We start from the raw sequence: 1,119 nt of genomic DNA, 5'->3' as shown, positions 1-1,119 counted from the left end.
TTACCAGAAGTAGTTAGCCTAACCGCAAGGGGGGCGATTACCACGGTAGGATTCATGACTGGGGTGAAGTCGTAACAAGGTAGCCGTATCGGAAGGTGCGGCTGGATCACCTCCTTTCAGAGCTTAGTGCTCGTGTTAAGCGTCCACTCTTATCGGTTGTTTGATATAGCTGGGATCAGTTGCAGGCTTGGGTCGAGGGAATCTTCCCTGGGTCTACAGCTTTCCTGACTGCTGATCCGAAAAGGTTTTTGGGTCTGTAGCTCAGTCGGTTAGAGCACCGTCTTGATAAGGCGGGGGTCGTTGGTTCGAATCCAACCAGACCCACCAAGTATTCTGCGCATGCGGGATATGGGGGTGTAGCTCAGCTGGGAGAGCGCCTGCTTTGCAAGCAGGATGTCATCGGTTCGATCCCGTTCACCTCCACCAAGTACCTAATCACCTGGTGATGTAGAGGCTAACTCATAGTGTCGTTGAAACGGCCTTATGAGTTAGGTTTTACCTGACAGCTATATTCGTTCTTTAACAATCTGGAAGAAGCACAACGAAATGTGCTCATCAAGTAATCAGCTTGCTGATGAAGATGGGTACGGGTTGTGATTGCATTAATTTTGTTCCAAGTTCTCAAGACTGGGGTGAATAACCCTAGACTGCTTTGAAACTTATGAACGGCACAAACGCTAATACTCAGGTCCTATAGCCTACAGCGTTATAGGATCAAGCGACTAAGTGCATATGGTGGATGCCTTGGCGATCACAGGCGATGAAGGACGTAGTAGCCTGCGAAAAGCTACGGGGAGCTGGCAAACAAGCTTTGATCCGTAGATGTCCGAATGGGGAAACCCACTCCGTAAGGAGTATCCCTGGCTGAATACATAGGCCAGTGGAAGCGAACCGGGTGAACTGAAACATCTCAGTAGCTCGAGGAAAAGAAATCAACCGAGATTCCGAAAGTAGTGGCGAGCGAAATCGGAAGAGCCTTTACGTTTTAGCACGCAAGATAGTCGAACGGAATGGAAAGTCCGGCCGTAGCAGGTGATAGCCCTGTAGGCGAAATCTTGTGTGTGGAACTAAGCGTAAGAAAAGTAGGGCGGGACACGTGAAATCCTGTTTGAAGATGGG

The 1,119-nt window shown here is 49.4% G+C and carries 2 tRNA genes and 2 rRNA genes; all 4 read left to right on the top strand.

Features of this window, described 5'->3' with window-relative positions:
• Positions 1-117: ribosomal RNA gene (locus IB257_RS31390) — 16S ribosomal RNA — on the top strand; the annotation flags it as partial.
• A gap of 133 nt (positions 118-250) precedes the next feature.
• Positions 251-327 (top strand) — tRNA-Ile (locus IB257_RS31385).
• A gap of 23 nt (positions 328-350) precedes the next feature.
• Positions 351-426, top strand: a tRNA-Ala gene (locus tag IB257_RS31380).
• Positions 427-712: 286 nt separating this feature from the next.
• Positions 713-1,119 (top strand): 23S ribosomal RNA (locus IB257_RS31375); the annotation flags it as partial.

It is taken from the genome of Achromobacter sp. ACM03, from assembly GCF_014851665.1.
GTDB lineage: Bacteria > Pseudomonadota > Gammaproteobacteria > Burkholderiales > Burkholderiaceae_B > Achromobacter > Achromobacter aegrifaciens.
Note: the sequence above shows the minus strand (reverse complement) of the source record. Positions and strands in the feature narration are given on the sequence as shown.